19 protein-coding genes and 1 pseudogene are annotated in these 25,447 nt (G+C 72.4%); 12 read left to right on the top strand and 8 right to left on the bottom strand.

The features are described from left to right. The first annotated feature begins 397 nt into the window (after positions 1-397). The 5 genes from AB0O07_RS32120 (at position 398) to AB0O07_RS32100 (ending at position 4,333) form a co-directional block, all read left to right on the top strand. Positions 398-1,678, top strand: coding sequence for an MFS transporter (locus AB0O07_RS32120; protein WP_365640030.1), 1,281 nt, complete (start codon positions 398-400; stop codon positions 1,676-1,678). Between the two features lie 486 nt (positions 1,679-2,164). Further along, the gene (locus AB0O07_RS32115; RefSeq protein WP_365640028.1) at positions 2,165-2,905 is read left to right on the top strand and encodes a DUF6879 family protein; all 741 of its coding nucleotides are present in this window, start codon (positions 2,165-2,167) and stop codon (positions 2,903-2,905) included. Beyond that, the gene (locus AB0O07_RS32110) at positions 2,902-3,750 is read left to right on the top strand and encodes a helix-turn-helix transcriptional regulator (RefSeq protein ID WP_365640026.1); all 849 of its coding nucleotides are present in this window, start codon (positions 2,902-2,904) and stop codon (positions 3,748-3,750) included. Before AB0O07_RS32115 ends, AB0O07_RS32110 begins: the two co-directional genes overlap by 4 nt. Positions 3,751-3,783: 33 nt before the next feature. Continuing rightward, positions 3,784-3,975: a hypothetical protein gene (locus tag AB0O07_RS32105; RefSeq protein ID WP_365640024.1), complete on the top strand. Its 192-nt coding sequence runs from the start codon at positions 3,784-3,786 to the stop codon at positions 3,973-3,975. A gap of 148 nt (positions 3,976-4,123) precedes the next feature. Next, on the top strand, positions 4,124-4,333 hold the full coding sequence (locus tag AB0O07_RS32100) for a DUF397 domain-containing protein (RefSeq protein WP_365640022.1): 210 nt from the start codon (positions 4,124-4,126) through the stop codon (positions 4,331-4,333). A 260-nt stretch (positions 4,334-4,593) separates the two neighbouring features. Here AB0O07_RS32100 and AB0O07_RS32095 read toward each other — a convergent pair whose 3' ends face one another. Further along, positions 4,594-5,751 carry a polyprenyl synthetase family protein gene (locus AB0O07_RS32095; RefSeq protein ID WP_365640021.1) on the bottom strand — a complete coding sequence of 386 codons (1,158 nt, stop codon included), beginning with the start codon at positions 5,749-5,751 and terminating at the stop codon, positions 4,594-4,596. After that, positions 5,748-6,809, bottom strand: coding sequence for a tetratricopeptide repeat protein (locus AB0O07_RS32090; RefSeq protein ID WP_365640281.1), 1,062 nt, complete (start codon positions 6,807-6,809; stop codon positions 5,748-5,750). Before AB0O07_RS32090 ends, AB0O07_RS32095 begins: the two co-directional genes overlap by 4 nt. 433 nt (positions 6,810-7,242) lie before the next feature. Here AB0O07_RS32090 and AB0O07_RS32085 point away from each other — a divergent pair, with 433 nt between their 5' ends. The 4 genes and pseudogenes from AB0O07_RS32085 to AB0O07_RS32070 all read left to right on the top strand — a co-directional run bounded on the left by AB0O07_RS32085 (position 7,243) and on the right by AB0O07_RS32070 (position 12,424). Next, the gene (locus tag AB0O07_RS32085; protein ID WP_365640278.1) at positions 7,243-8,139 is read left to right on the top strand and encodes a response regulator transcription factor; all 897 of its coding nucleotides are present in this window, start codon (positions 7,243-7,245) and stop codon (positions 8,137-8,139) included. Further along, positions 8,123-10,840, top strand: coding sequence for a HAMP domain-containing sensor histidine kinase (locus AB0O07_RS32080; protein ID WP_365640018.1), 2,718 nt, complete (start codon positions 8,123-8,125; stop codon positions 10,838-10,840). Before AB0O07_RS32085 ends, AB0O07_RS32080 begins: the two co-directional genes overlap by 17 nt. Positions 10,841-11,393: 553 nt before the next feature. Further along, positions 11,394-11,546: pseudogene (locus AB0O07_RS32075) on the top strand (sortase-dependent protein); the annotation flags it as partial. A 179-nt stretch (positions 11,547-11,725) separates the two neighbouring features. Next, complete coding sequence (locus AB0O07_RS32070; protein ID WP_365640016.1) at positions 11,726-12,424, top strand: class F sortase; 699 nt, start codon at positions 11,726-11,728, stop codon at positions 12,422-12,424. An 88-nt stretch (positions 12,425-12,512) separates the two neighbouring features. On the opposite strand, the gene AB0O07_RS32065 is transcribed toward AB0O07_RS32070, so the two are convergent. The 4 genes from AB0O07_RS32065 to AB0O07_RS32050 are packed head-to-tail and all read right to left on the bottom strand — an operon-like array spanning position 12,513 to position 17,867. Beyond that, positions 12,513-13,631 carry an NAD-dependent epimerase/dehydratase family protein gene (locus AB0O07_RS32065; protein ID WP_365640013.1) on the bottom strand — a complete coding sequence of 373 codons (1,119 nt, stop codon included), beginning with the start codon at positions 13,629-13,631 and terminating at the stop codon, positions 12,513-12,515. Then, complete coding sequence (locus AB0O07_RS32060; RefSeq protein ID WP_365640011.1) at positions 13,628-15,751, bottom strand: AMP-binding protein; 2,124 nt, start codon at positions 15,749-15,751, stop codon at positions 13,628-13,630. Before AB0O07_RS32060 ends, AB0O07_RS32065 begins: the two co-directional genes overlap by 4 nt. Positions 15,752-15,756: 5 nt before the next feature. After that, complete coding sequence (locus AB0O07_RS32055; protein ID WP_365640009.1) at positions 15,757-16,743, bottom strand: hypothetical protein; 987 nt, start codon at positions 16,741-16,743, stop codon at positions 15,757-15,759. Between the two features lie 2 nt (positions 16,744-16,745). Beyond that, positions 16,746-17,867 carry a 3-oxoacyl-[acyl-carrier-protein] synthase III C-terminal domain-containing protein gene (locus tag AB0O07_RS32050; protein ID WP_365640006.1) on the bottom strand — a complete coding sequence of 374 codons (1,122 nt, stop codon included), beginning with the start codon at positions 17,865-17,867 and terminating at the stop codon, positions 16,746-16,748. A gap of 231 nt (positions 17,868-18,098) precedes the next feature. On the opposite strand from AB0O07_RS32050, the gene AB0O07_RS32045 reads away from it, so the two are divergent. Beyond that, a complete protein-coding gene (locus tag AB0O07_RS32045) occupies positions 18,099-19,601 on the top strand; it encodes a cytochrome P450 (protein ID WP_365640004.1) in 1,503 nt (500 codons plus the stop codon). On the opposite strand, the gene AB0O07_RS32040 is transcribed toward AB0O07_RS32045, so the two are convergent. Further along, positions 19,561-20,478: a helix-turn-helix transcriptional regulator gene (locus tag AB0O07_RS32040; protein ID WP_365640002.1), complete on the bottom strand. Its 918-nt coding sequence runs from the start codon at positions 20,476-20,478 to the stop codon at positions 19,561-19,563. The two genes, AB0O07_RS32045 and AB0O07_RS32040, sit on opposite strands and share 41 nt — an antisense overlap. Positions 20,479-20,696: 218 nt before the next feature. Continuing rightward, the gene (locus AB0O07_RS32035) at positions 20,697-23,240 is read right to left on the bottom strand and encodes a CBM35 domain-containing protein (RefSeq protein WP_365640001.1); all 2,544 of its coding nucleotides are present in this window, start codon (positions 23,238-23,240) and stop codon (positions 20,697-20,699) included. A gap of 506 nt (positions 23,241-23,746) precedes the next feature. Here AB0O07_RS32035 and AB0O07_RS32030 point away from each other — a divergent pair. After that, a complete protein-coding gene (locus tag AB0O07_RS32030) occupies positions 23,747-24,346 on the top strand; it encodes a hypothetical protein (protein WP_365639998.1) in 600 nt (199 codons plus the stop codon). 270 nt (positions 24,347-24,616) lie between these two features. After that, positions 24,617-25,381: a polysaccharide deacetylase family protein gene (locus AB0O07_RS32025; protein ID WP_365639996.1), complete on the top strand. Its 765-nt coding sequence runs from the start codon at positions 24,617-24,619 to the stop codon at positions 25,379-25,381. The last annotated feature ends 66 nt before the right edge of the window (positions 25,382-25,447 follow it).

Raw genomic sequence — 25,447 nt, 5'->3', positions numbered from 1 at the left:
TCTCACCGGCTCGGGCCGAGCGACCTGCTCGGCCGGATGGGCCGCCGGTGGTCTCCCCACACCGGAACGGCTTAAGCAAGGTAGGCCGTCATTCCCGCACTGTCCATACGTTACGGACTGTACGTACAATTTTTCTTCCGCCCTGGTGGCGGGGGTCTGCCGGGCCCGTCGTGGGATGGTCCGCCGGACCCGTTGACTCCGGGCGCGACCGGTGCGTACTGTCCGGGCGGTACGAACTGTACGTACGATTCGGGGCCCGCCCGCCCGCGCCACCAGCCGCAGCGCGCGCCCCGTCCGGGTGAGGCTTCGGCCGCTCCGCCCTCACCCGGGCCGAGGGAGGCCCGGAAGACCGGGACCCCCTGCCACGCCCTGCCCTTCAACGGCGAAGGAAACCGCCATGCCCTCAAACGCCCTGCTGCACCGGCTCGGACTGCCGGCTCCGCTGCTGCTCGGATACGCCGGGGTCCTGCTCTTCATGATCGGCGACGGGGTCGAGAGCAACTACCTCTCCCCGTTCCTGGAGGGCGAGGGCTTCACCCCCGGCCATGTCGCCATGACCATCAGCACCTACGGCGTGTTCGTGGCCGTGGGCTCCTGGCTGGCCGGTGCGCTCTCCGCGCTCCTCGGCCCCCGGCGCGTCATGCTCTACGGCGCCATCACCTGGATCGGGCCCGAACTCCTCCTCCTGGCCTGGGCCATCCCCAGCGGCTCCGCCACGCTGGTCACCGTCTTCTACGGCGTGCGGGGCATCGGATACCCCTTCTTCGCCTACGCCTTCCTGGTCTGGATCACCCAGGCCACCCCCGACCACCAACGCGGCACGTCCGTCGGCTGGTTCTGGTTCGTCTTCGGCGCCGGGCTGCCCACCCTCGGCTCCCTCGTCGCCAGCGCGACCATCCCGGTCGTCGGCGAGTTCGGCACCTTCTGGATCTCCACCGCCCTGGTCGCCCTCGGCGCCCTGACCGCCCTCGCCGGCGTACGCGACCTCACCCACGCCGGACCCGCCCCGCAGGACGAACGCCGCTCACCCCTGCGGGAACTCGCCCGCGGTATCACCATCCTGCGCCTGCCGAGGGTGGCCGTCGGGGCCTTCGTACGGCTGGTCAACACCGCCCCGAACTTCGCGCTCTTCGTCGTCGCGCCGGTCTACTTCACCCGCACCATCGGCTTCTCCCAGCACACCTACCTGCTTCTCGTCACCTGCGTCTACACCGCGAACGTCTTCGCCAACCTCGCCTTCGGCATCATCGGCGACCGTCTCGGCTGGCGCCGCACCGTGACCTGGTTCGGCTGTGTCCTGTGCGCGGCGGGGCTGCTCCTCCTCTACTACGTCCCCCAGCTCACCGGGCCCAACTTCTGTATCACGCTGCTCTGCTGGGGTGTCTTCGGGATCGGCCTGGCGGGGTTCGTCCCCCTCACCGCCCTCATGCCCGGTCTCGTCCGCCCCGCCGACAGCGCCAACGCCCTCGCCGTCTACAGCCTCGCCGCCGGGCTCTCCGCCTTCGTCGGCCCCGCCCTCGTCGGCCTGCTCGGCGGCGCCGCCCATATGACCGCCCTCATCTGGACCTTCGTCGCCCTCTACCTGGTGGCCGCCGCCCTGAGCCTGGCCCTCGACTCCCCCACCGACCCCGTCCACCACCGCAGCCCCCGCCCCGCCGAGGCGGAACCCGCCCACTGACGCCCGGCCACATCCCGCCCACGGCACCCCGATACGGGGTCCCGACAAACCCCACGGTCCCCACCGGCCACCGTCAGCAGATGGCCGTACCGCCGGGCGCGGTGATCCCGGCCCGGCGCGGCAGGGGCCCGCCCCGCTCCGTATCGCGGTACCGGCGGCGTATGCGACGAACAGCCCATGGAACTTCCGAGAGGAGCCGTCCTCCGCCAGTGCGGCGCCGGTGGCATCCTCGCAGTCGCGTACGGCGGCGGAGGCGAGGGTGGGCGCCCGGGGGTGGTGCCCGGCGGGGAGCTGACGCGGGCGGGCGGCCCGCGCAGGTCATGACCACGGATGCCCTTGCGCGCGCCGCTACCGTCGTACGGTTGGCCGCGCTTGCGCGCAATGACCAGGTCGGCCAGTGGCAAGGGCAATCTCGCGCAATCCTCCCCTTTCCGTTCGCTGACACCGTCATGCTGAAGGTCCGACCAGCGAGAACAGGGGCGGCACATGACACTCAGGCTCCTCGGCACCACCAGCGATGACGGTGACTGTCCCACCCTCTACGAGATCTCGGGGACGGACGATGTCCTGGTCCAGGGCGATCACGAGACCGACCCCGAGCATCTCGCCCAGTTGCGCGACGTCAAGCCGTCGGAGACGTTCGTACGGGTGCCCCGGAGCCTGCTGATTCGCTACGCCCCGAAGGCCGGTGCGCCGGAACTGCGTCCGTTCACCGACATCGCCCATCTCTTCCGCGAGTTCCGGCACACCGCCTGGCGGCTGGAGACTCGTCGCGGCTACGCATCCGACCGGGGAACCCTCAAGTGGGAGCGCTGGCGGGCCGGTGAGGACATTGCCCGCGACGCGGCGAACGCGTGGCGGAAGAACGTCGCCGAGCAGACGGCGGACGGGAAACGGTTCGAGCGGGTGCGGTTGGTGGACGACCCGCCCACCGAGGGCCAGCGGTACCTTCTCGCGAGCGCACCCGGCAACCTCGCGGCCGGCGAGGACATCCGCAACCTGAGCCGTGCGCAGGCCGAGTCGCTGCGGCTGCCGGAGCACGACTTCTGGCTCTTCGACTCCAAAGTGGTCGCCCGGTTCGCCTTCGACCACGACGACACCACCCTCGGCGTGTACCTCACCGAGGACCCGACCGAGGTACTGGCCGCCTGCCAGGCCCGGGACGCCGCATGGCATCACGCGGTGCCTGCGGCGGAGTTCGCCGAGAGAGTACGTTCCAGCATGTGACCACCGATTTCCAGAGCGCCCGCGAAGCCCTCGGTGCGCGCCTGCGGGCACTGCGCACCGAGGCGGGCATGCAAGGGAAGCAGCTCGCGGCAGCCCTGGGCTGGCAGACGTCGAAAGTCTCCCGCCTCCAGAACGGCAAACAGACTCCGACCCGCGAGGACCTGGCGGGGTGGGCGCACGGAGTCGGACGCCCGGATGCCGTGGCCGAGTTGCACGGCCTGCTGGCCGGGCTCGGGGCGCAGGGGCGGCACCGGTCCTGGCGGCGGCAGTTGGCCGGAGGGCACCGCGGACGGCAAGAGATCGCCGTCCGGCAGACCGAGCACACGAAGGAGATCCGGGGACTGGAGGTCTCGCGTGTCCCGGGCCTGTTCCAGACACCCGAGTACGCCCGGGTCCTCTTCGACGCGAACGCGGAGTTCCGGGGAATCCCGCCGACCACGGATGCCGCCGTGGCGGCCCGGATGCGTCGCCAAGAAGCGCTGTACGACCCTGAGAAGACGTTCCGGTTCCTCATGTGCGAGGCCGCTCTGTATCACCGCGCCTGCCCGGTGGACGTGATGGCCGAGCAACTGGACCGCTTGTACAACCTTGTGGGTCGGCGCCGCATCGAACTGGGCATCCTGCCCTTCGGCGCCCAGCTACGACGTACCGCTCCCCACGCGTTCTGGGTCTACGACCGTACTTTGGTGATCGTCGAGACGATCAGCGAGGAACTCTGGCTGACCGGCCATGAGGACGTCGGACTGTATGAGCGGGCGTGGGAGTGGCTCGCGGAGTCAGCGGAGTACGGAGCTCAGGCACGGCGTCTGATCGGCCGCGCCCGAGCATCTTTGGACCTCACCTGAGCAATGCCGACAACCGTCGGAGGAGCTCGTGCAATGGCGCGCAATCCGCGAGCGGAGCGCACGCAGTGCCTCATACGGTCCTGGCATGAACCGACGCCCGCGCTCAGCGCGCTCCGCGTGCTCGGTGCCTGGCTCTGGCTCGACCGTCCGGAGACGCTGGGACGGCGGACCGATCCGGCGGCACGCGCCGCCGCACGCGTCGCCGCGCCGCTGAAGCTTCCGTAGGCCGATCCCCGGAAGCAGGGTGCTCATATCGGCGTACGGGACAGGACGAGCCGCCCGGTCGTGCGTGGGCGGCCCGGCCAGTGCCCCGCGAGGGGCGGGACGGTGCGGGGACCGCATCCCCGAAGTGCCACGGCGAAGGGACAGGACCATGAGTGTGATCCCGGAGTTCGAGTTTGTCAGCGCGGCGGCCTGCCGTGACAAGAAGGTGGGCAACTGCCCACAGGTGGCCCTGAATGTTCCGGGCGTCGTCGCGTTGCGGGACAGCGAGCACCCCGACACCGTCGTCACCATGACGCCGGACCAGTGGGTGATGCTCACGGGCGCGATCAGGGCCGGTGAGTTCGACCCGGGCGTCTGAGAGAGCTGGTATCCGTGGAGAAGAAGTGCCCGCGCTGTTCCGCCGAGTGCCCCACCGACCCCGAGAACGGGCTGCCCTGGTGCGCTCGCTGCGGGTGCTTCTTCGACCTGTCAGCACCTGCCTGCGCAGGGCTGTGGTGGTGGCGCGCCCCGGCCACCCGCGCCCCGGCCGCCCGGCGCGAGCACTGAGGGCCGGGGGATGGGAACGGGGACGCGGACGGGGTACGGGCGGGCGGGGGCACGGTCCCCGGGTGCGGCGGGTCAGAGGGTGCGGTGGAGGAGGTAGGTGATCAGGGTGTCGAACTCCTCGGCCGTGGCGGGCGGCAGCGGGATCGTGGCCAGGGCGGCGCGGGCCGCTTCGAGTTCCTGGCGGGCGGCGGTCATCGTCGCGGTGCGGGCGCCGGTCCGGTCCAGGAGGGTGGCGGCTCGGGGGGTCTGGTCCGGGGACTTCGGCAGGCGGGGGAGGAGAGTGGTCAGTTCGCGGGCGGCCGGGGTGTCCGTGGCCAGTGCCGTCAGGATCGGCCAGGTCTTCTTCGCCTTGCGCAGGTCCGCGTGGACCGGCTTGCCCGTGACCTCCGGGTCGCCCCAGATGCCCAGCAGGTCGTCCACGATCTGGAAGGCCACCCCCAGGTGACGTCCGGCCCGGTCCAGCGCGGTGACCGTGGTCGCGGGGGCACCCGCCAACTGGGCGCCGACGGCGGCGGCGCAGCCCAGCAGGGCGCCGGTCTTCCGTTCGGCCATCGCGCGGTACGCCGCCGGGGTCACCGCGTCCGGGCCCGTCCAGGGGCGCGACTCGAAGAGCAGGTCGTCCGCCTGGCCGTGGACCAGCTCCGACAGCGCCTCGCAGAGGATGCGTACGGCAGCCGCCGTGTGGGGGGTGGGGGGAGCGGCGGCGGTCAGGGCGGTGAGGGCCAGGGCGAACAGCGCGTCCCCGGCGAGTACGGCCGGGCCGGTGCCGTACGCCTTCCATACGGTTTCCCGGCGCCTGCGCATGCCGTCGCCGTCCATGATGTCGTCGTGCAGCAGCGAGAACGCGTGGACCAGTTCGACCGCCACCGCCCCGGGAATCGCCTCGCTCCCCGCCGATCCGGCCGCCTCCGCGCCCAGGACGGCGAGTGTCTGCCGTACGCCTTTGCCCTCGGAAGCGCCGGGGGCGAGCGTGCCCCGTACATCGCTCCAGCCGAAGGAGAACGCGGCCATCTCGGCCACCCACGGGTGCAGACCGCCGATCGCCTCCGCCAGGGCCGGGCGCACCAGGGCGCGGCAGCGGGCGAGGGAGGGGACGGGGGTGGAGGAGGGGACGGGAGTGGGAGTGGGGGAGGTGGCCGGAGTGGGGGAGGGGGCGGGGGAGGTGCTCGTCTCCTGCGTGGCTCGCGCCGCCGGTTTACGGAGCATCTCGGCCACGGTCGGTGCCGTCATCGGGGCGCCCCCGTTCCTGTGACCGCAGGGCCCGGCCGGCCGGCCGGGGCCTCCGCGTTCGCCAAGTCCGCCTCCGTCAGGCCCAGTTCCGTCACCGCCTTGTCGACCATCGCCCGCGCGTGACGCAGGCCGATGCGGTCCAGGGTGGTGCGCAGGCCGGCGAGTTCCGCGGCCGTCTCCCCGCGGTCCCGGCCCAGCCTCGCCGCGGACTTGGCGAGGCCCAGGCGGGAGAGGGCGGTGCCCCGTTCCTCGTTCATCTCGGTGAACTCGCCCAGCGACCGCGCGTACTCGTCCCGGGCCTCCGCGTACCGCCCCGCCCGGTAGAGGACATTGCCGCGCATCTTGTGGTTGTAGGCCAGCGCACTCGACAACTTCATCTCCGTGCATATGAGTTCGGCCTCGGAGAGCAGCGCGAGCGCCCGCTCGGCATCCCCGTCCCGTACCGACACCACATCGGCTATCCCGCGCTTCGCCCACGCCAGCCCGCGCCGGTCGTCGGCCCCGGCCGCTATCTCCGCCGACTCTTCGAAGAGGGCCAGGGCCTTGTCGTACGAGCCCGTGTTGCGGTGCATCTGCGCGATGCCCTCCAGCGCCCATACCGTGTGCCGCGCCTCGCCGCGCTTGCGCGCCTCCGCGAGGAGCTGCTCGTGCAGCTCGCCCACGGCCTGGTAGTCGCCCTGGATCCGGCCGGTCTCGGCGAGCCCGGCGAGCGAGTAGCCCCGTACGACCACATCGCCCCCGCGCTTGCCGAACTCGGCCGCGAGCCCCAGCAGCCGGTACGCCAGCGGGAGCGCGCCGCGCTGGCGGGCGAGGGTGCCGCCGCTCCAGAGCGCCCACGCCATGGCGCCGACGTCCTCGGCGTCCCGGGCGGCCCGGTAGCTGGCCTTCCACGCGATGTCGGCCTCGGCGCTCATGCCCAGGCGGCGGTACGCCTCCGCCACGGCCAGCCCGCACCGCGCCATCTCGCGCCGCTCGCCGGCCGCTTCGGCGGCACGCAGCTCTTCCACTCCTCTGGCCAGCACGTCGGTCAGGGAAGAGTTGACGGAGAGGGAGCCCAGGGCCCCCTGGTACTCGGGGGCGAACGCCTTTGCCCGTACGGTCCCGCCGCCGGACGCCGCCGCGCCTGCGGATGCCGCCGTGCCTGCGGACGCCGCCGTGTCTGCGGATGCCGCCGTGCCTTCGGGCGCCTTGTCTCTGGACGCCCTGTCCGGCCGTACGGACTCACCCCGTACCGCGCCGTTCCCCCGTACCGCCGTCGCCTGTTCCGCTGTCGCCGTCTGTGCCACGTGTGCCACCTGACTCGCTGTAGTGCCTCAGTGGGTCGGTCTTCCCACTGGACCAAGACGGTAGGTGCGGCGAAGGGTTGCGCGGATCCACCCTTGTATTGATCACAGCGTCATACCTCGGACCTACGGAGGACACCTGTACGTGGCCGAAAGAGGGAGGGGCCGTTCCGCCTCGCCTACGATCGGACGCGTGTGCGCGAACATCCTGGTCGCCGAAGACGACACGAAGCAGGCCGAGCTGGTACGCCGCTACCTGGAGCACGAGGGGCACGCGGTCACCGTCGTCGCGGACGGCCGCGCGGCGCTGGAACGGGTCCGGCACCACGAGCCCGACCTGCTGGTCCTCGATGTGATGATGCCCCGGGCCGACGGTCTCGACGTCGTACGGATTCTGCGGGCCGAGGGGCGGGAGGTGCCGGTGCTGATGCTGACGGCGCGCTCCACCGAGGACGACCTGCTGCTCGGGCTCGACCTCGGGGCCGACGACTACATGACCAAGCCGTTCAGCCCGCGTGAACTGATGGCCCGCGTACGGACGTTGCTGCGGAGGCACCGGAGGGCTCCGGGGCCGGCTCCGGCTCCGGCTCCGGCGTCGGACGCGGGGGCGAGCGCGGGGATGAGCGTCGGCGAGGCCGTACCTGTTCCCGTGCCGGTGCCGGTGCCGGTGCCGGTGCCGGTGATTGAGTCTCCGCCTCCGGCCGCGCCCGTTCCCGCACCCGCGCCCGTACCCCCGCCCGTACCCCCGCCCCCGGACGGCGCCCTGGTCGTCGGGGCCCTGCGGGTCGATCCCCTGCGGCACGAAGTCTCCGTCGCGGGTACGCCCGTCTCCTGTACGCCCGGCGAGTTCCGTATCCTCACCGCGATGGCCGCCGAGCCCGGCCGGGTCTTCACCCGCAAGCGGCTGCTGGAAGAGTTGCACGGCTTCGACAAGTACATCAGCGGGCGCACCGTGGACGTCCATGTCATGAACCTCCGCAAGAAGATCGAGCGCACCCCGCGCCGGCCCGCCCGGCTGCTCACCGTGTTCGGCGTCGGCTACAAGCTGACGAACCCGGACCCGGCCCCCGCCCAGAACGGACCGGCCCATGAAACGTCGTCCTGAACCCGCCCCCGGAGAGGGCCCGGGGGCCATACCGGAGGCCGGGGCCACAGCGGAGGCCGGGGCCGTACCGGAGGCCGGGGCCACACCGGAGGCCGGGGCCGCGCGGCTTCCGCTCCGTAAGAGCGTCCTCGGCCGGCTGCTGACCGTATCGGCGCTGGTCGCGTCCTGCTCGGTCGCCGCCACCGCCTGGCTCGTCGTCCAGACGACCTCCGTCGCCATCCGCCAGCAGCAGGGCCAGAACCTCAGCGCCGACGCGACGATCTACAACACCCTGCTGGGGTACGCGGCCACCCACCGGACCTGGGACGGCGTCGGCGCCACCGCCCGCTCGCTGGCCGCGGACTCCGACCGCCGGATCAGGCTGTCCACCCAGGACCGGCGCCTGATCTTCGACTCCGCCGCCGACGGGGGCGGCGACGGGGGCGGCGACGGGGACGGGGACGGCAAAGGGAGCGGCAACGGGAGCGGAACCGGGGGCGGCAACGAGGTCGCTTCGTCCGGAGGTTCAGGCTCCGGCTCCGGCTCCGGTTCAGGCTCCGGCTCGGGCTCGGGCTCGGGTTCAGGCCCCGCCCCCGGTGCCAGCAGCGACACCCTCCCCGTCCAGGCCTCCGCCGTCGTCGATCCCCTCTCCGTCGACACCGTGCTCGTCCCCGACCCCGACCCCGGCTCCACCTCCTCCGCCACCCGCTCCTCCTCCACCGCCTCCGCCGCCGCCGACGCCGACCGCGTCGACCCGCGCGCCGTCGGGCCCTTCAAGCTGCCCGCCTCCGAACGCGCCGCCCTCCGCCGCACCGTCGACGAGGCGGTCGCCTGCCTCAACAACGCGGGTATCGCGGCGGATGCCGTGGAAGAGCCGAGCGGGCGGCCCCGTATCCAGTACGTCAGCAAGGGCATCGACAGCGTCCCGGGCACACGCTGCCTGCCCTCCGGGCCGGAAACGCCCACCAAGACCGAGCAGAAGGCCCTCACCGCCCTCAACAAGCTCTCCGACGCCTGCCTCGAACGCCAGGGCCATGCGGGCGTGCAGCTCAACCTCGACCTGTCCTGGGCCCGTGGCGCCCAGGTCGCGACCCCGATGCCGAGCGAGGTGCCGGTGGACGCCTTTCCCGACCAGAGGTCCGCCCGCGCGGAAGCCGAAAAGACCCGCGCGGGACGGTCGGTGCGGGCCCGGGCGACCGACGGGCCCGAAGTGCCGGAGCGGACCGCCGAGACGGGAGGGACCGACGCGTCCCCCGCGCCGGACGGTACCGGCCCGGCCGAAGCCTCCCCCGCGCCGGGAGGCGCGGACACGGCGGACACGGCGGGCCCGGAGCAGGCGACGTCCGCGCCCCGGAAAGCGGCCGGCACGGCAGAAGGGACAGGAGAGACGGGCGGTACCGGGGCCGGCCAGGGCGACGGCGGCACCGCGGACCAGAAGCTCCCCAGGGAACGCGCCAGGGACCGTCAGGACGCCGAACCCACCCTCGCGCCCGGCATGCCCGGGGCCGGCGACAGCGCGTACGACCGCGCCGTCGCCTCCTGCGTCGGCAGCGCCCGCCGCGAACAGCTCAGCGGTTACGTCGCGGCGCCCGCCCTGCTCTTCATCGACGGCCCGCGCCCCGTCGGCGTCTTCGGCTTCGACCTCTCCCCGACCAACACCGCCCGGATCGCCGGGGTCGCCGCCCTCGTCCTCGCGCTCACCGTCGGCGCCTCCGTGATCGCCGGGACCCGTTTCGTACGGCCGCTCCACGCGCTCACCGGGGCCGCGCAGCGGATGCGGGACGGGCTGGACTCGGCGCCCGTACCGGTCGGGCCCGACAAGGACAACGAGATCGGCCGGCTCGCCGCCGCCTTCAACGACATGGCCGCGCACCGCGCCCGTCTCGAAGCGGCGCGCAAGGCGATGGTCAGCGACGTCGCCCACGAACTCCGTACCCCGCTCAGCAACATCCGGGGCTGGCTGGAGGCGGCCCAGGACGGACTGGCCGAACCCGACCCGGCGTTCCTCGCCTCCCTCCACGACGAGGCGGTACAGCTCCAGCACATCATCGACGACCTCCAGGACCTCGGCGCCGCCGACGCGGGCGCGCTCCGCCTGAAGATGGAGCCGGTACGGATCGAGGAACTCCTCGGCCAGGTCGCCGCCGCCCACCAGGGCCGCGCGGAGACGGCCGGCGTCACCCTGACCCACACCCCGGCCCCGCCCGGCACCCTGCCCCCGCCCCTGATCGACGGCGACCCGGTCCGGCTCCGCCAGGCGGTGGGCAACCTGGTCTCCAACGCGGTACGGCACACCCCGCTGGGCGGGCGCGTCACGCTCCGCTCGTACGTGGTCGACCGCGAGGCCGAGGGCGTGGGCGCGGGCGAGATCGCGGGCGCGGGCGTGGGCGCGGGCGAGATCGCGGTGGAGGTCGCGGACACCGGCACCGGGATCCCGGCCGCCGACATCCCGTACCTCTTCGACCGCTTCTGGCGCGCCGAGAAGTCCCGTAACCGCGCCACCGGCGGCAGCGGCCTCGGCCTGGCCATCGTCCTCAAGCTGGCCGAGGCGCACGGCGGGACGGTGACCGTGGAGTCGGCGGTACGGGAGGGATCCGTCTTCACCCTGCGGCTGCCGATACCGGGCCCGATACCGGGCCCGATACTGGGCATGACGGACGGCACAACAGGGAAGGGGGACAAAGGAGACGGCGGTGTGACGCCGGGGGCGGACCGGGCCTGACGGGACCACTGCGGGACGCTGATGTGATGCCTATAGCGTTCTGACAGGTTCTTCACATGTAACGGCCAGTCTGATGACACGCCCGGAACCTGGTGCGAACGGCACCCAGGGACCATCCGAACCGGGCCCGGAACTGGAGTCGTCCATGTCTCGTCATCTCCGCCTGCGCTTCGCCGTCCTGACCGCCGTCACCGCCGGCGCGCTGCTGGTCCCGGCCGCCGCTGCCGTCGCCTCCGACAACTCCCCGGCGACGTCCGCGCCGACCGCCGCGCCCGCCGACGGCACGAAGCCGACGGAGGCCGCCAAGCCCGCCGAGGAGGCGACCCGCGCGCCCGGCGGGGCCGGGGCGGTCATGCCGGCCGAGGAGGCGACCCGCGCGCCCGGCCGGGCCGACGCGGTCCTGCCGGCCGAGGCGGCGAAGCGCCAGGAGGCCGCGCAGGAGGCCAGGCGTGCGCAGCGCGCCCCGCAGGGTGCCGTGGCCGCGGGCGACGCCCCGAGCGCGGTGCCCGCCGAGGTGGCCAAGGGCGTTGAGGACTCCCGGAAGGCCCAGCCCGCCCCGCGCGGCGGTGTCGCGGCCGGCGAGGCCCCGGTGTCCGGCGGCAACGGCCCCGCCGCGCTCGCGGGTACGGCCATCGGCGGCCTGCTCCTCGCGGGCGCCGGCACCATCGTGGTCCGCCGCCGCGTCGCGGGCCGCGCCACCGCCTGACCGAACACCACCAGGCCCAGGCACCACCAGGCCCAGGCGCCACCGGGTACCACCAGGCACCACCGGGTACCACCAGGCACCACCACGGCGCCGCCCCGCCCGGGCGGCGCCATCCTGCTTCCCCCTCCGCTCCGCTGCCGCGCGACTCGCCCGCCACTCACTCATCTCTGGAGCCCGCTGTGTCCCCCGTGAACTCCCCGGTACGGCGCCCCCGCACCCCCCGCACCTCGCTGCCCGCCCTGCTGCCCGCCCTCGGCATCGCCGTGCTCCTGACGGTCACCGGCTGCTCCTCCGGCCAACAGGCCGCCGCCAAGACCGGTTCGGGCGGCTCGGGCGGCTCCGGCTCCTCCTCGGCCGAGGCCGGCGGTACACCGTCCGACAGCGGCGGCAGCAGTGGCAGCAGTGGCAGCGGCGGTATGGGGGAGGACGCGGCCACCGAGCCCGCCAAGGTGGAGATCCCCTCGGTCGGGATCAGCAGCGAGCTGATGAAGCTCGGCCTCAACGACGACGGCACCGTCGAGGTCCCGCCGGCCGAGAAGGGCATGACGGCCGGGTGGTACACCGGCAACCCCGCGCCGGGGCAGAAGGGCGCCGCCGTGATCATCGGCCACAACGACACCCGCTTCGGCAAGGCCGTCTTCCACGACCTGAAGAAGATCACCAAGGGCGCGGAGATCACCGTCACCGGCAAGGACGGCGCCCCGGTGCGCTTCACCGTCACCAACACCGAGAGCGTCAGCAAGAACACCTTCCCCACCGACAAGGTGTACAAGGCGACCGACACCCCCACCCTCCGCGTGATCACCTGCGACGGCGGCTTCGACGCCGAAGGGCACCCGGTGAACAACCTCATCGTCTACGCGAAGCTCGCCGCCTGAGCCGACGCCCCCGGCGGCCACCCCCGACGCCCGGCGCGGCCCCGGCGGCCACCCCCGGCAGGCGCCACCCGGCGCTCGCCGCACGCCCCTACCCCAGCCGCCGCCGGAAGTACGCCGCCCCGCCCAGCGGTTCGGCCCACGCCATGAGCCGGCGCAGCCCCTCCTCCTGGCCGATGACGGGCGCGTACCCGAAGTCCCGTTCGGCGGCGGCGGTGTCGTACGTGGTCGAGTGGGTGAGCAGGGCCACCGCGTACCGGGTGAGCGGGGGTTCGTACCGCGCCGCCAGCGCCGGCAGCCGCCACAGCAGCTCGACCGCCTCGACCAGCCCGTCCCGTACGGGCGGGGGGATCCGGCGGCTCGGCGGCCGTACCCCGAAGAGCGCGGCCAGCCGCCGGAGCAGCGCCCCGATGTCGGTGTGTTCCCGGTCGGCGACGAAGTACGCCCGCCCGCCGACCCGCCCCGCCGGGGCCTCGGCGGCGAGCAGCGCGGCCGCGACCGCGTTGTCGCAGTGGCAGAGCGAGGCCAGCACCGTACGGTCGCCCGGCAGGTCCGGGAGGCGTCCGGCCGCCATCCGGGTCACGAGCCGGGGCAGGAACCCGGCATGGTCGCGCTCCCCCCAGACCCCGCGCGGCCGGAGCGAGAGCGTCGTGAAGTCCGGCCGGTTCGCGGAGAGCACGAGGCGTTCGGCGGCGGCCTTCGTCTCGGAGTAGAGGTTGTAGTAACGGCTGGGGTACGGGGCAGACTCGTCCACCCCGAACCGGTCGCCCTCGCCCACCTCCATCAGCGCGCTCGGGCTGCTGATGAAGACGAACCGCCCGGCCCCGGCGCCCCGGGCCGCGTCCATCAGCAGCCGGGTGCCGAGGACGTTGGCGGTCCAGAACTGCCGCCGGGTGCCGTACTCGACGACCCGCGCCGCGCTGTGGTGCACGACGTCCACCCCCTCGGCGGCGCGCGCGAGGGCATCGGCGTCGGTGAGGTCGCCGTACGCGAACTCCACACCGGAACCCGCCCCCGAGACGCCGGAACCCGCCCCTGAGACGCCGGAACCCGCCCCTGAGACGCCGGAACCCGCCCCCGAGAGGGTGCGCAGATGGGTCAGGTCGCTCGACTCCCGTACGAGCACGCGCACTTCGTGGCCGGCGCGCAGGGCGCCTTCCGCGAGATGCCCGCCGAGGAACCCGGAGGCCCCGGTGATCAGGACTCTCATCGGCCCGCCGCCCCCTCCTCCGTTCCGGGCAGCGTCCGCCACCACGCCGCCCCGTACACGAAGGTCAGCCCGGCGCTCGCCGGATCGCTGTACCCGGCCGCGCGTCCCCGCCGTACCCCCACCGGGATCTGCGCGATATGGGCCCCGACATTGAGCGCGGCCACGGTCCACCACAGGCCGCGCAGCACCGGCTGGTCCATCGGGTGGACGACCCCGGCGGCCAGATACGCCCACCCGGCCAGCGGCACCGCCCGCGCGGCCCGCACCCGCCAGGAGGTACGCGCCCGCCGCCCCGGCCCCGCCCCCATCCCCTTCCTCCGACTCTCCAACTCCCCTTCGGCCCACCGCCCGAGCTCTTCCCGCCCGATCTTGGCGTTGTGCCGGATGTCCACCGGGAAGGCCGGGTGGCGCAGGAAGGTGTCGAGCCCCTGGGTCACGTCGTACGCAGCCCCCAACTTCCGTAATTCCTCCACGAGTTCTGGCCACCGCTCCGGCCCGACCCCCGCCTCCGTCTCCACGCACACCACCGGGCGCACCGCCCCGGGCGCGCCGACGCCGACCAGGGCCGTACGGCGTACCTCGGGGTGGGCGTTGAAGACCCCCTCGCACCGCACCGTATGGAGGTCCCCGGCGGCGGTACGGACCCGCTGGGTGCGCCGGCCGCAGAACCACAGCCGTCCCTCCGCGTCCAGGTAACCGAGGTCGCCGGTACGGTGCCACAGCCGCGCGGGGCCCCCGGCGCGCTCCTCCGGGATCTTGTACCGGGCGTCGGCGTCCGGATCCCGGTGGTACCCGGGGCTGACGGCGTCCCCGGCGAGCACGATCTCGCCCACCTCGCCCTGGGGGAGGGGGAGTTCGGGCGTCCAGCGGGGGATGGGCGCGTCGGAGACCCCGATGATACGGACGGTCATCCCCGGCAGCGGGCGCCCCACGCAGGTACCGGCCCCGGCGGCGGAGAGCGCGGCGGTGCCACCGGCGGCAGTGACCTCATGGGGGCCGTCCCCCGTTCCTGAATCCGTTCCCGCCGCCGACCCCGACCCCGTCCCCGACCCCGCCGCTGTCCCCAGCACCTCCGCCGCTTCGACGGAGGAGATCGGCAGCGCCTCCGTGGCCCCGTACGTCACATGGACCTCGGCCTTCTCGCCGAGCGCCCCGCGTACGGAGGCCACCACATCCGTGGGGACAGGCGCCCCGCCCGCCGCGACGAAGCGCAGGTCCGGCAGGTCGACCGGATGGCGCTCCAGATGGCGGCCGAGGACCCGGAGCAGCGCGGGCGAGGCGATCAGCGTGTTGACCCGGTAACGGGCCAGCGCGTCGGTCAGCGGCCCGGGCGGGGCGTCCGCGACCTTCGCCGGGGAGACCGGCGCGAGCACCAGCGTCGAACCGCGCAGCAGGTCGAGGATGCCGTACACGGGCAGGGTGACCAGGGAGACGTCGTCCCGGTCGCCCGCGTGGAGCGCCTGGAAGAGCCGGAGCATCGGGACGGACATCCGCTGGGTGTACTCCACGCCCTTGGCGGGGCCCGTGCTGCCCGTGGTGAAGACGATCATCTGGAGGTCCTCGCCGGACGGCCGGGGCAGCCCCTCGGCGCGCGGCCCGACCCGGAGCCGCGCCAGCGTCTCGCCGCCCCAGAACCAGCGGCGCCCGACGGTCACCGTGGCCCGAACGCCCCGGAAGGCGCGGCGCCCCAGGACCCGTACGACATGGGCGACCGGCAGCCCGATGAACGCCTCCGCGCCCACGGCCCGGTAGCAGTGCAGCATCCGCCGCACCCCCATCCCCGGGTCCACCACGACGGGCACGGCCCCGATCCGGACCAGGGCGAAGGCGATGGCGAAGAGGTCCGGGCCCGGCGGTGTCATCAGGATGGTCCTGGTGTGCCGGGTGATCCCGATCCGGTGGAACCCGGCGGCCAACCGCTCCACCTGGTCCTGGAGTTCGCCGTACGTCAGCACCGACCGGGGCCCGCCGGAGCCGCCGGCCCCGTCCGGCGTCCCGGGCACGATGATGGCGGGCTTGGCGGGAAAGGTACGGGCGTGCCGTTCCAGGATGTCGGCGGGGCCCTCCTCGGGGCCGGGCGTTCCCGGGGCTGCGGAGGGGTCGGCGGCGGCAGTGGCCATGGCGCTCAGCGCTCCCCGGGCAGGTAGCGGGCGCAGACGACGCTGGGCCCGGCCCCGGCGCTCACGAACAGCAACTGCTCGTATTCCGGCTTCAGTCGACGCTCCAGCGCGGCGAGATACCCCAGCACGGGCGCGGCCGTGTGAGGTACGCCGGTACCTGCCGTGTGAGGTACGCCGGTACCCCCTCCCGCCATCTCTTCCCCGGACTCCGGGGCGCCGGCCGCGACCACCCCGTCCCCCGCCACCCCCAGCCGCGCCGCGAGGAGTTCGGGGAAACCGGGGACGGGCCGGTTGGTGACCAGGAGGGTACGGTCCAGGGCGAGCCCCTCGTCGCGTACGTACGCCCCGACGCTCTCGGCGGTCAGCTCCAGCAGCCGCTCCGCCCACCCCTCCTCCTGCCGTACGGTGATCCGGGACCGCCCGCCGCCGCCCGGCACCGACAGGTCGAGGGAGCCGGCGGCGCCCACCGTGCCCCGGGCGCTGTACGCCCGTACCGTGCCGAAACCGGGCCCCTCGTCGGGGTGGCGCTCCAGCAGCAGGGCGGCGCCGAGGTCGGCGTACGGATAGCCGGGGTCGGCGCCCGCGTCCCCGCCGGGGTGGACATCGGCGGCGGTGATCAGCACGCGCTCCGTGGTGGAGGTGCCGATGAGGGCCTGGGCGACCTTGACGGCGTTGAGGACGCCGCAGGCGCCGTTCATCAGGTCGAAGGAGAGACCGGCGACCGGGTCGGCCAAGTAGTCGAGCCCCAGGCCCAGTTCCTTCTGGACCAGCGCGGCCATGGCGGGCTCGATGGTGTTGTTCTCGCGGTAGACCCCGACGTTGACCAGCACGCCCACCGCCGTGTGCGCCAACCCGGCCTCGTCCAGGCACCCTTGGGCGGCCCGCGCGGCAAGCCGTACCGACGTGTCCGGGGCGTTCGCCGTGTACGACGTGTCCGGGGCGGACGCCCGCACGGGCGAGGCGGTGGCGGCGGCCCTGATGACCATTCCCACGGTCAGACTCCCAGGTTGGAGATGGTCACGGAGAGGCAGCCGGTGACGACGCCCGAAGCGGCGGGCACCAGCAGGTACTTGGCGCCCTGCCGGGCGGTGCCGGCCCGCAGATGGTGGCTGAGCGCCATGAAGTGGGAGGTGGAGGCGGTGTTGCCGAGATGTTCCACGACCGAGAGCGAGCGCGGCATCGGCGCGCCGAAGGACTCCGCGCCGTGCCCCTGCATCACGTCGATGAAGCGGGAGGTGACCTGGTGGTGGATGACGTAGTCGAAGCCCTCGCTCGCGAAGTCGGAGCCGTTCTTGGCGAGGAAGTCCCCGTAGAACGTCGACCAGATCTTCATCCGGTCCCGCGCCTGCATGGTCCCGGAGTCGGTGTACATGGCGAGGTCGGCCCGGTGCTCGCTGGGCATCGCGAGGCAGAGGTGGGAGTAGGCGGAGGCGGTCATCAGCTCGACGTAGTGGATACGGTCGGCCTCGTCCTCCGACTCGTCCAGGATCACCGCCGCGCCCGCGTCCCCCACGGTCAGCGAGGCGAACTGGGGGTGGCGCAGCCGGGGCATCTCGGCGGCGGCGGTGCGGGCGATGGGGGTGATGCGCTCGCCGCTGACCACCATGCCGTTGCGCACCATGCCCTGCCGGATCATCCGGTCGAGGATCTGGACGCCGGTGAGCATCCCGGCGCAGGCGTTGGAGAGATCGAAGTGGAGCGCGCGGTGGGCGCCCAGCTCTTCGATGAGCATACGGGCGAAGGAAGGTTCGAAGTAGTAGATGTTGCCGCCCTTGCTGCGGCTGATGGAGGTGGAGATCACCACGTCCAACTCGCCCGCTTCGTAGCGGGAGTTGCGTAACGCGTCGCGGGCGGCGGAGAGCGCGAGCCCGAAGGAGTGCTCGGCGGAGCCGGGCGACTCGTCGGCCACCCGGCGGGTGACGACCCCGGTCAGCCGCTCCAGGGGGAGTTCGGGCACCTGCGGCGCCGTGGCGACCAGTTCGGACGAGGGCTGCACCCGGTCGGGCAGACAGGAACCCAGCGCTTCGAACCGGCTGGCACGCGAGGCGGCGCGTGAGGCGGTGTGCGAGCTGGCACGCGAGGTGGTGTGCGAGGCGGCACGCGAAGTCGTCGCCATCCCGTCCTTCCTTCTCTGTACGGGCCCTGGAGACGAGCCGGAGCGGAGATCCCGGAGCGGAGATCCCGGAGCGGAGTCGCGGATCCGGAGATCCCGCGGCGGAGATCGCTTTCCCCCGGGGCACATTGTTGGCCGCCGGGGCGGTCCCGGGGCACTACGTGGATACGTAGTCCGGTCCTACGCGTCCGCGTAGTGCCGGCGCCCGCCGCCCGCGTGCGAGGCTGCGGCCCCATGACGACATCCCCGGCGGATGCGCCCGCTCGCCCCTCCCCGGACCCCGCTCGCCCCTCCCCGGCCCCCGGCCCGAAGGGGATCCGCCTGCTCTCCACCCTCCTCAAGGTGCGCGACGACCCGATGGGTACGTTCCGCCGCGTCCACCAGGAGTACGGCGACGTCGTACGGCTCGACACGGGCGTGCCCGGGGTCCGGCCCCGGCTCTACCTGGTCTGCTCGGCGGAGGGCGCTCACGAGGTGCTGGCCACCCAGGCGGCGAACTTCCGCAAGGACAACGTCATGTACGACGTGATCCGGGAGTCCATGGGGAACGGCCTGCTCACCAGCCAGGACGACGAATACCTCCGCCAGCGCCGCCTGATCCAGCCGCTGTTCACCCGCCGCCGGGTCGACGGCTACGCGGACGCGGCCTGCGCCGAGGCCGAGGCGCTCGCCGGGCGGTGGAGTACGGCGCCGGACGCCACCGTCGACCTGACCACCGAGATGCCGGGGTTCGCGCTCAGCACCCTGTGCCGGATCCTGTTCGGCGCGGACGGCCGCGCGGCCCTCGCCGTGATGAGCCGCTGCCTCCCCGTACTTGTCGACTACACCCTGGAGCGCGGCAACTCGCCGCTGCGGCTGCCCCGGCACTGGCCCACCCCGCGCAACCGGCGCGCCGCCGAGGCCCGGCGCGGGCTCTACGCGCTCTGCGACGAGATCATCGCGGAGCGCCGGGAGGGGCGCGGCCGGGCGGGCACAGCCGCGAGCACAGGTGCGGGCACAGGTGCGAGCACGGGCGCGGGCGGCAGCGCCGCAGCGGAGGGCGACGGCGAGGACCTGCTCTCCCTCCTCATCGCCGCCTCCGGCGAGAACGGCGACGCGCTCGGCTTCGCCGAACTCCGCGACCAGGTGCTGATCTTCCTGGTCGCCGGGCACGAGACCACGGCGACCGGGCTCGCCATCGCACTCCATCTGCTCGCCACCCACCCCGAGGCCCAGGCGCGCGCCCGCGAGCAGGTCGACCGGGTGCTCGCGGGCCGCCGCCCGGACGCCGCCGACCTCGACCGGCTCCCGTACCTGACGATGGTGCTGAAGGAGGCGATGCGCATCCAGTCGCCGGTGCCGTTCGTCTCCCGCCGGGCCGTCGCCGACACGGTGATCGACGGACAGCCGGTTCCCGCCGGGGCCGATGTGATGGTCTGCGGCGCGGTGGCCCAGTACAACCCGGAGCACTGGCCGGATCCGGCCCGCTTCGACCCCGAGCGCTTCACCCCGGAGCGCGAGGCGGAGCGCCCCCGGTACGCCTGGTTCCCCTTCGGCGGCGGCAGCCGGGCCTGCATCGGCCGGCACTTCTCGATGCTGGAGTCGGTGCTCTGCCTGGCGGTCCTGCTCCAGCGTTACGAAGTGGACCCGGCGGGGCCCCCGGTCGAGCTGGGCAACACGGTCACCCTCAAGGAGAACGGCCCTCTCCGCGTCCGCCTCAGGGCACGCACACCACACCCCGCGCCCCGGAACGGCTGAGCCCCGCCCCCTCCGCGACACCGGCGTCCGGGACCGTGGGCGAACTCAGCACATGGGCGAGCTGCACCCGGGACCGTATCCCCAATTTCCGGAAAATACGCCGCAGATGGAAATCCACGGTGTGCGGCGAAATGAAGAGCCGCCCGGCGATCTGCTGATTGCTCAGCCCTTCCCGCGCCAGCCCCGCGACGGCCCGCTCGGACACGGTCATACGCCCCCAGAACCCCGCGTCCGCCACGCCCTGCCCGCCGTCCCCCCGCCCCCGGTCCGCCCGTTCCCGTAACCGCCGCAGGACCCGCTCCTCGTCCCGTACGGCCCCGATTCTGCGATATCCCCGAGCGCTCTCCCGCAACGAGGACTCGGCCTCCGCTTCCGCCTCCGCTCCGAGCAGTACCCCCAGATCCTCGGCGGCGGAGGCCCTGGCCCAGGGCTCCCGGTACTCCCCGGCCACCCGCCGCAGCCCCGTGACACTCCCCTCCAGCAGGCTCCTGGCATGCGCCGCCCCGACCCGCGAACCACCCCCCGCCGCCACGGCCGCCGCCTCCGCCCGCTCCCCGGCCCGCAGGAGCACCCGTACGAGCCAGGGCGCGGCCTCCGGTTCCCACGCCACCAGCACCCCGTCCGCCAGCTCCCCGGGCTGCTCGGCGGCAAAGCGCTCCACGGCGGCCCGGGCCCCGAGAGAGGCGGCACCGAATTGGAGAATCAGCCACTGATAACGGGCGAGTTCGGCTGGTGGAGCCGAATCCGGAAGGGCCGCGTGAACGGCCTCGACATAGCGGGCCGCGGTGAGGAGATCACCGCGCCGGATTGCGGCGGTGGCTAAGACGGAAGGCGCGAACCGGCCGTGTGTATGACCGTTGGTCTGTCCATTGTTCATGTGAAGAAAATTTCCCTCAGATAACTGAGCCGTCGGTGGGGGAAGATATTTTTCCATGGGGAACACAGGAGCAACCGGAGTCTAGCCCTCCTCTCACTCCGCCCCCTGAGATGCCACTGACAGCACTCCCGTCACACCAAGGGCGCGCCCCGGAAGGGACGCGCCCAAGGCAACCCGCTCAGGGAGAGTCGGGAAGAGTCGCGAAGAGTCGCGGAGAGTCAGGGAGCGACGGTGACGACCGCCTGATTCCCGCTCCCCGCCCGCGCGGTGAACGAGAACAGCCGGCTCGCGCTGTCGTACGTGACGGCGCCGACCTCCCCCGTCGTGGCCGTCGCGCTCGGCTTGCGCGGGGCATAGCCGCGCAGGGTCACCGCGCCCTCGCCCGGCGCGAAGGCGATCGTGGCGTGGACGGAGCCGTCGTCGCTCAGGTGCGGGATGCGCTTGTCGCCGTGGGGCACGAACTTGCCGGTGTCGCCGAGGAAGGCGATCCCGGAGGCGCCCACCGGGGCGACGACCCAGTACGTACCGGAGGTGACGGTGGCGCTGACGCTGCCGCCCTGGGCGACCGGACTGCCCGTACCGGCGTAGTAGTCGTACGCGTACGCCGGTCCCGACAGGCCCAGTTCGGCCAGGGTGAAGGTGGCGGTCTGGGTCGGGGCGGTCGGCACGACGCCCTTGCTGATGCCGAGCCAGTCGATGTTGCCGCCGCTGGCCCCGGTGGCGGTCGCGCGCACGGTGTTGGCGCCCGCCTTGAGGGTCACGGTGGCGCCCTGGAGGATCCAGGCGGTCCAGGACCCGCTGGTGGCGAACGGCAGGGTGGTGGGCGAGGCGCCGTTGACGGAGACGGCGAGCGGCCGGTCGGAGCTGTTGCCGTTGGCGTACCGGAACATGAGCGTGTACGTCCCGGCGGAGGGCGCCTGCACCGTCCACTCCACGTAGTCGTCGCGGTCGTGCTGATAATCGACGTAACCGCTGCCCGTGTAACCGCCGTTGTCGCGGGCGACGATCACCCCCGAGAGGACGGCGTCCTCCGCCTGATAGGTGAGTTCGGGCTCGACGTACTTACGGGCATAGGCGAACACGTACCCGTACCGCAGCCCGCTCGCATGCTGCGCCCGCGTGGTGGCGACCATGGGCGGCATCTTCCCGGCCGCCTCCCCGAGGTAGGTCGCGTCGGTGGGGACGATCGGGATGTCCGGCTTGACGAGGACCCCGTCCGGGCGGGCCACCTTGGCGAGGTTCGCCGCGTCGACCTTGCCGAGCGCGTCGCCGACCCCGACCGGGCCCGCCGAGAGGGTGGCGAGGAGCAGGTTGTCGGTCTCGCCGCTCATGAACACGTCGACCCACGGCCAGGCGCCGAGCGACCAGGCGAACTGGGAGTCGTAGAGGAACGCGTCCCACTTCGAGCGCTCGAAGCGGTCGTCGCTCACCCGGATCGTCGTCAGATGGGGGTAGAGCGTGGACTGGAGGTAGTCGCGGGGGAGGGCCATGCAGTACTGGAGGTCGAGCCCGTTCTCGGCGGCGTACTTGGCCATGTTGCCGAAGTACTGGTCGCCCTCGGTGAGGACCTCGGCGGGTTTGGCGTAACTGCACAGCCAGTCCTGCTCGTATGTGACGACCCCGGAGTCCTTCAGATACCCCATGACCTTCTGCCAGTACGCGGGGTCGATGACGACATCGTTCGAGAACCGGTACGTCCCGTGGTACGGGCTGGACTTGTCCATCCAGCGGGCGTGGGTGACCAGGGGCATCCCCAACTCCTTCTGGAACGCGGCGAGTCCGTTGGGGAAGAGTTCCTTGGACGCCTCGTACAGATAGGTCCCGTCCGGCAGGCTCCTCCAGTCGCCGTTGGGCCCCTTCGGGTACCACCAGCTGTCGAGCTGCATGTAGCCCATGGGGATCTGCTGGGAGCGCCACTCGTCGCGGACGGCGAGCAGGGTGCCCGCGTACCCCTTCGTCTCGTCGTACCGGTAGTAGTAGTCGGCGCCGTTGTCGGTCCAGTACCCCAGTTTGCCGAGCATCGTGGTGGAGTCGTTGGCCGGCGGGGTCTTGCCCGCGAGCCGGTAGAGCGCGGAGCCCCAGGCGCGGTACGCGGCGCCGATGCCGGCCTTGGGCGTGAGGATGGTACGGCGGGTATGGCCGGCCGGCAGCGTGGTGACCCCGCCGACGACCCCCGCGACCAGCGAACCGTTGGAGGCCTGCGTGGTCTGCGCCTCCTGGAAGTGGTCCGCGGCGGAGAGCAGAAAGGTGTTCCCCTCCCCGTCGAAGAAGACCAGCGGCCCGTCGTTTCCGCCCGTGAAGGTGTTGAACTGGAACTTTCCGAAGCAGCCGCGGTGGCTCAGCCGGTTCGCGAGCCCCGGGTGCCCCGTGATGGTGGGGAACGGCTGGGAGTTGGGCGCGGCCTTCACGTACGTGTCGGTGAAGATGACGGCGGACGCGAGGTTGTAGACCCGCATACTGCCCTTCCGCGCACCCCCCTGGAAGGTGAACGTGGTCTCGCTGTACGCGCCCACCGCGTCCGTACCCGACCGGGTGACGATGTCGGTGGCCGCCCCGACCGACCCGCTGAACGTCCACCCCACCACACTCGCGGTCACCTGCCACGCGCCCGACGCCTTCACGCTCCCGCTGAGCGCGGTGACCGAGGCGGGCGAGGCGGACCGCGCCCCCGCGCTCCCCACGGCCCCCGCCAACGGCAGGGCGAGCGCGGCCGACCCGACACCGGCGGCTCTGATGAAATCGCGACGGCTGAATCCGGTCATGAGGTTACTCCTCGACTCGTAGTAGTCCCCGGAGGTCCTGGCCTTGGCCGTGGCTCTGGCTCTGGCTTTGGCCCTGTTCCTGTTCCTGGTCCTGCTGTCCCGATCTGCTGCGCGGCCAGCGCAAAAGGAGGGAGAGATGACCGCGAGCGGCCGTACGAGGGAGATGGTGCACAGTGTGCTGTCGTGTTTCTTTTGAGGTCAAGACTCAAGGCAAAGAAACAGCGTCCACCAGACCCACTCAGCCCCACCCCCATGACGACAGTTCACAACCCTGAACAAGGACGATCTCAAGGGCCGCTGCGGGACCCTCCCGCCCGAACCCCCGTCCGAGGACATGAACAAGATCACCGCTTCGGGCCGCTTTCGCGACGCCGAATAAAAACGCCGGCCCGGCGCTGCCGATAAACCATCAGGAGGAAATGGGGCGAAAATGGAACCCGTACCCCGGCCGTTTTGTGATAGGCTCTCGATGAATTCACAGGACGCCACGAAAAAAGGGGAATGGCGTGAACACCGAGAAGGTTACGGCTCGACGTCTCGCGGCCGAAGAGGTTTCGGAATTGGGCCCCCAGGACGAAATCTTCGTCACGGCCGAGACGAATGGCCTTCCTCTCGACTGCTATGCCCCGGCATTCCTCACGGAGCCGGGTAAGAACTTCGAAGGAGGATCCTTCGCGGCGAGGACGGTCTTCGGTGACGAGGTCCACGTCCTCCCGGACGACACCGCGGGACGCGGCATCTGGATCGCCGACAAGACGGGCGAGGAGATCGAGGTCCTCCAGGGCGCCGGAGTCCTCCTGAACCTCGCCCTGTTCGTGCCCGGCGGCAACCAGGAGTCCCTGGCGGCGCTCTACTCCGCCGCGCGCGACGCGTTCGGCGCCGGCATCGTCCAGCGCTGGAGCGAGGAGGTCGTCGAGGTCCCGGACGTCAAGATCGACCTCTTCGAGGAGCCGGCCCGCGCCCGCAAGAACGTGACCAGCCAGAACCGCGACCGCCGCGCCCTGGACATCTACCCGACCCGCGTCCGGTTCATGGAGCCCAGCGAGGGCTGGAAGTTCATCGTCGAACCGCACAAGGAGATCGTCGACGAAACCCCGACCATCTGAGCACCTCCCCACCTGACCCCCCGTCACCAGGAGCCCGCCACCCCCCGGCGGGCTCCTGCTCGCGTTCCCCGCCCCGCCGCTCCCCGCCCCGCCCCTCCCCGCCCCTCCCGTCCGGTCCGGTCCCTTCCTGTCCCCTCCGCTTCCCGTTTGTAGCCAAGATCCCCTGTTTATGTCCGTGATCGGTAACAGAGGCAGCTCACAAGCCCGTTCGTGTGTCTTCATAGAGGCACGGGGCGTCGGAGAGCGCGGAGAACAGAGGAGCGGGCGGTCATGGCGAGGCACAAGGGGCGGGGTTTCCACAGCCGGCTGATCGGCGCGGCGCTCGGGGTCACGGCCCTCGCCGCGGCCACCTCGGTGTGGACGGCGCAGGCCGACACGACAACGGCCAAGAAGCCCACCGCCCAGACCTCCCAGCAGCCCAAGGTGACGAAGGTCGCCGCGGACATCGCACACGCCTCGGAAGCGGGCGAGCGGGGCGTCAACCTCACCATCGACGACGGCCCGGACCCGAACTGGACGCCGCAGGTCCTCCAACTCCTCAAGGAGAACGGGGTGAAGGCCACGTTCTGCATGGTGGGCACCCAGGCCAAGGCCTACCCGGACCTGGTCAAGGCGGTCGTGGCGGACGGGCACCGGCTCTGCGACCACACGATCTCGCACGACACCGCGATGGACCAGAAGCCCGAGTCCTACCAGTCCCAGCAGATCCTCGACGCCGAGCGCATGATCACCGAAGCCTCCGGCGGCGTCCGCCCCGAGTACTACCGCGCCCCGGGCGGCGCCTTCACCCCGTACAGCCGCCAACTCGCCGCCTCCCACGGCATGCGCCCGCTCGGCTGGAACGTCGACTCCAGGGACTTCGAACGCCCCGGCACGGACACCATGGTCGCCACCGTCAAGCGCGAAATCGCCAACGGCCCCACGATCCTCTTCCACGACGCCGGCGGCGACCGCTCCCAAACAGTGGCCACCCTCCGCGAAATCCTCCCCTGGCTCAAGGAACAGGGCTACACCTTCAGCTTCCCCGTCCGCTGAACCGCCCTCTCTCTCCACCCCCTCCGCCCGCCCGCCGGCCCGTCACCCGAACCGGAGCCGGCGAAC

It is taken from the genome of Streptomyces sp. NPDC093085 (genome assembly GCF_040683935.1).
GTDB lineage: Bacteria > Actinomycetota > Actinomycetes > Streptomycetales > Streptomycetaceae > Streptomyces.
This window is presented reverse-complemented; position numbering and strand designations above follow the sequence as displayed.